At 52.0% G+C, this 5,049-nt stretch carries 1 protein-coding gene and 1 pseudogene; both read left to right on the top strand.

Features of this window, described 5'->3' with window-relative positions; translation table 11 throughout:
- Positions 1 to 97: 97 nt before the first annotated feature.
- Complete coding sequence (locus FHW16_RS28405) at positions 98 to 4,588, top strand: autotransporter-associated beta strand repeat-containing protein (RefSeq protein WP_348643942.1); 4,491 nt, start codon at positions 98 to 100, stop codon at positions 4,586 to 4,588.
- Positions 4,589 to 4,692: 104 nt separating this feature from the next.
- A pseudogene (locus tag FHW16_RS28400) lies at positions 4,693 to 4,957 on the top strand (IS630 family transposase); the annotation flags it as partial.
- Between the last annotated feature and the right edge of the window lie 92 nt (positions 4,958 to 5,049).

Here is a 5,049-nt window from a genome sequence, read left to right as displayed (position 1 = left end):
AGGCAATGTTACGCTTCGGCGCAACAATCCTGGCAATGTCGTTAATTTCAACGTTGCAAATGGCAGTGCAGCCCAGGACCTTCTAGTCAGCGCTGACATAAGTGAAGCCGAGGGCAGCCAAGGCATCTTCAAGCGTGGTGCCGGAACGATGGTTCTCACTGGAACCAATACGTATACTGGCGGTACAGCTGTAATCAACGGAACGTTGCAGCTGGGAAATGGCGGCACCACAGGATCAATCAAGGGCGATATCAATGTCAACGAGGATGCCAACCTCGTATTCAACCGCTCGGACTCGGGAGCGGGCAGCCTGCTTTTGGGGGGCGTTATAACAGGTGACGGCGCTGTTATACAATCCGGGACCGGAACGACCACCCTGACCGGAAGGAGTGTCTATACCGGTGGAACGCTGGTGGAGAACGGCACGCTGCAGCTGGGCAATGATCCGAATCGCGACTACGGTTCAACCGGCGTAATTACGGGGACTGTCACAGTCAACTCCGGCGGAACGCTTCTTTTGGGAAGCACGAACGCCCTTGGGTATGGCAATGATAAGGTTGACACCGTCAACCTGAACGGCGGGACACTCGACAGTACGGCCAACGGCGACAATGGCTGGGGCATTACCTATAATCTGACCGGCGGCACGATGAAGACGAGTGGAAGCGGCCAGTTTGCCTTCGGTGGCGGCACCACAGTCAACACGCTGGCTTCGGACACTACCTCAGAGATATCAGGCAATGTTACGCTTCGGCGCAACAATCCTGGCAATGTCGTTAATTTCAACGTTGCAAATGGCAGTGCAGCCCAGGACCTTCTAGTCAGCGCTGACATAAGTGAAGCCGAGGGCAGCCAAGGCATCTTCAAGCGTGGTGCCGGAACGATGGTTCTCACTGGAACCAATACGTATACTGGCGGTACAGCTGTAATCAACGGAACGTTGCAGCTGGGAAATGGCGGCACCACAGGATCAATCAAGGGCGATATCAATGTCAACGAGGATGCCAACCTCGTATTCAACCGCTCGGACTCGGGAGCGGGCAGCCTGCTTTTGGGGGGCGTTATAACAGGTGACGGCGCTGTTATACAATCCGGGACCGGAACGACCACCCTGACCGGAAGGAGTGTCTATACCGGTGGAACGCTGGTGGAGAACGGCACGCTGCAGCTGGGTAATGATCCGAATCGCGACTACGGTTTAACCGGCGTAATTACGGGGACTGTCACAGTCAACTCCGGCGGAACGCTTCTTTTGGGAAGCACCAATGCGCTGGGAACTGGAGCAAACCGGGTCCGCACCATCAATCTGGACGGTGGGACACTCGACAGTACGGCCAACGGCGACAATGGCTGGGGCATTACCTATAATCTGACCGGCGGCACGATGAAGACGAGTGGAAGCGGCCAGTTTGCCTTCGGTGGCGGTACCACTGTCAACACACTGGCTTCAGCCAACACGTCAGAAATCTCCGGCAATGTCGTGCTCCGAGAAGACAATCCTGGCAACTTCGCCAACTTCAACGTTACAGATGGCAGTGCAGCCCAGGACCTTTTGGTCAGTGCCAATATCAGTGAGGCAGATGGTAGTCAGGGCATAGTCAAAAATGGCGCCGGGACTATGGTTCTTACCGGAAACAACACCTATAGCGGTGGGACCATCATCAATACAGGCACACTGTCTGTAGGCGCAGATCGCAATCTGGGCAGTGGCTCCCTGATCCTTAATGGCGGTGCCTTTCAGGTTACGGGAACTGATTTCTCGAGCACAAATCGTGCCGTAGGGGTGACTACTCAAGGTGGCATAATTGATATTTCCGATGCAGCAAATACCTTAACGCTCAATCAACAATTACTGAACAATGGAATCCTTAGAAAGATTGGGGCTGGTACGCTTGTAATTGGAGGCGGCCTGGCTAGCTCTACCGGCAACACTGAAGTGGAGGCTGGCATCTTGAGAATAACCGGCTCCATGGGTGGCAACGTAGGTGTTTGGACCGGAACGCGCCTCGAAGGCGGCGGCTATATCAGTGGTTCTGTCGCAATTCATGATGGCGGTGTTATTGCACCTGGCGCGATGGGTAGCCCACTGAGAATCGGTGGAAATCTTTCTTTAAATGCAGGATCAACCACTGAGATTGCACTTGGGAGCGCTTCCACAACCACCAGTCCGGGTGTAAGCAGCACTATCAATGTTGCCGGTAATCTTGCGCTTGATGGAACATTAAACCTTTTAGATGGTCCGGGATCTGGACCGTCAATCGGTTATTATCGCCTGTTTACATATGGCAGCCTCACCAACAATGGTATGGAATTGGGTGCGATACCGGACGTGTTGACGGGAAAACACGTTCAACTTAATTCGACACTCGGAAAATACATCGATCTTCTTGTTCTCGACGGAACTGAGCAGTTTTGGCTTCAAGGGAATAATACTTGGGACGATAGCACGCCTTGGGTTAATAAAGATGGTGACGGGCCAGCTCCCTTTGCAGAATACACAGGAATCTTCAGATCGACCGGTGAAACCATTACCATCAATGGAGCACAAACTGCCAAGAGCCTCCAGTTCGTTACAAACGGTTATAAGCTGGTGGCTGGCGCAGGTGGCGCGCTCATCACCCAAGATGCAGCTGCTCCTCTCGAACTACGGGTACTCACTGACGTAAGTGCAGAGATAGATGCGCCCATTACAGGCGGTGGAAGTGGTTGCGGTGGTATTCAGAAGACTGGCGGTGGCACTGTTACCTTGACCGGCAACAACAAGCATTGCGGCACGACTGTCAGCGAAGGCATTCTTTCAGTATCCAAAGACGAAAACCTCGGAACGGCCCGAGGGGGCGTTATGTTGGACGGTGGATTTCTGCGCATAACCGGCACATCTTTCACAGAAGCCACGCCTGTGCGCGACTGGACAATGACTGACAAGGGCGGTGGTATCGACATTACCGAAGCCAATAACAGTTTCATATTCCGCCAGTCTTTGGGCGGCGCTGGTTCTTTTACAAAGGCTGGTGCTGGCAAGCTTATCTTTACCGAAAGTAATAATTATTCCGGTGGTACGTTGATTAACGGAGGAACTCTCTCGTTGAGAGATGCCGCCACGCTCGGCGCAATTACCGGCAATACGACGATTCAAAATGGTGTACTGGAGATGGGTGGAACATCCCAAACCCAGAACAATGTCGTTGTCCAGAATGGCCTGATTGATCTGTCTAATAACAAACGTGTTGGGGATCATTTCACTGTAAATGGCAACTACACGGGCGGAACTGGTTCCCAGGTATCTCTTGACGTCGATTTTCATCAGGGGACGTCGGACAGTCTTATCATCGGCGGCGTTGCCATGGGAAAGACCCATATCAACATCAACGATGTCTCTTCAGCTCCCGAGCCGCTGCTTGGCAGTACCATTCTGCTCGTCGATGTAAAAAATCAGAGTTCTGATTTTCAGTTGACAGCAAGCGGTCTGCCAACGGGCGGTGTGGTTCGCTATGATCTTGCCCGGCAAAACTCTAACGACGGATACAAATATGTCATTCGTTCGGGTGTCGATGGTAATGCAGCAAGCGGTGTCGTGTCGGGCTTTATCGCAGCGCAAAATGTTGTTGCCTCTTCATTCTTCAAACCATCCAGCGGATTGATCTCCGCTCCGGTCGATCCCGACAAGAATCAGTTCGGTCTTGCACCGTGGATTCGGATGAACTCTGGCCTGTCCACAATTAAGACATCTGGCTCGATCACACAACCAGACGGCAGCATGATCAGAACACCGGCCGAGATGGATACGAGTTTCACTGGCTATCAAGTCGGTATGGATTCTGGGTTCTTCAATATCAATGGAACCGGCGCAAATGTGAATTTTGGTCTTACCGGCGGTCAGATTTTTGGTAAATCCGATCAGAAGAATTACGCGAACACGACTGATTTTGAATCTTTTTTCTACGGTGCTTACGCAGCATTCACCAAGGGTGCTTTTTTCGCTGATGTGCAGGTACGTCAAGAAGAGACTGATTATACAGTCAATGTGGATGATCCGGTCTTTAAGATTGATGGAACCAAAGTCAAGGGCAAGCGCTTCTCGGTAGGTGGATCAACATCCTACACTCTACAGAAAAACGATTGGTCGTTTATTCCTGCAACCGGATTTACCTACTCCCGCAGCGATACAGATGATCTTCGCATCCCACAGAACGTGGTCCTAAATCAGCGAGAGGGTCGGGTAAGCTTTGATAACGTTGAGAGCATGATAGCCTTTGGCGGCATAACTGTCTCAAAGAGCTTCTTTTTCAAGGATGACCGCATCAAGCTGTCACCCTTCTTGACCATGACCGCTTATCATGACTTTGCGAAGGACATCAACGCAGTTTTAACCATTGATCAAGGTGGTGGGACGCCGGTCAACTTGCCAGTTAAAACCAATAGGCTTGGAACATATGGTGAAGCCAGCCTTGGTGTTAACTTCTTGTCCCTTACAGGAAAAATCGCCGGGAGCGAACGTTTGATGATTGGCAGTATCCGCGGCGATCTTCAGTTCGGCGAAGACATATTGGGCGGCTCAGTGACGGCGCAGTTCAGAATGCAATTCTAAACAAACCAACCGTCACTAGAGCAAGTCCGCTGAACGCGGAATCGGAATTTGGGTGACAGTGACGGTTTGCCGTGATTCCCTACCTTCGAATTAGGGAGATAGGGATGTCACGAGCATTCAGTGATGATCTTCGCAGCCGTGTTCTGGCGGCTTCTGCAGACGGGATGTCTGCACGCTCAGCGGCGGTGCGGTTTTGGGATAGGGATTTCGACTGCCATTGCCTGGATCGCCAATGCGCGACAGGGTCAATTGACGGCAGGTAAACAAGGGCGACGCTCTGGCTCCAGGCTGGATGCTCATGAGGCATTCATCTTCGGCCTGATCGATGTGGAGAAAGACATCACGCTCAACGAGATGGTCTTGCGCCTAGAGCATCGCGCTGATTATGTGAATCGATGGGATTCCCAAGCTTGCCGAACTATGATTCAACTTCCTCGGAGGTGTATCATGGGCGCATGTCG

The sequence above is a fragment of the Phyllobacterium myrsinacearum genome (assembly GCF_014138285.1).
GTDB classification, from domain to species: Bacteria; Pseudomonadota; Alphaproteobacteria; order Rhizobiales; family Rhizobiaceae; genus Phyllobacterium; species Phyllobacterium myrsinacearum_A.
This window is presented reverse-complemented; position numbering and strand designations above follow the sequence as displayed.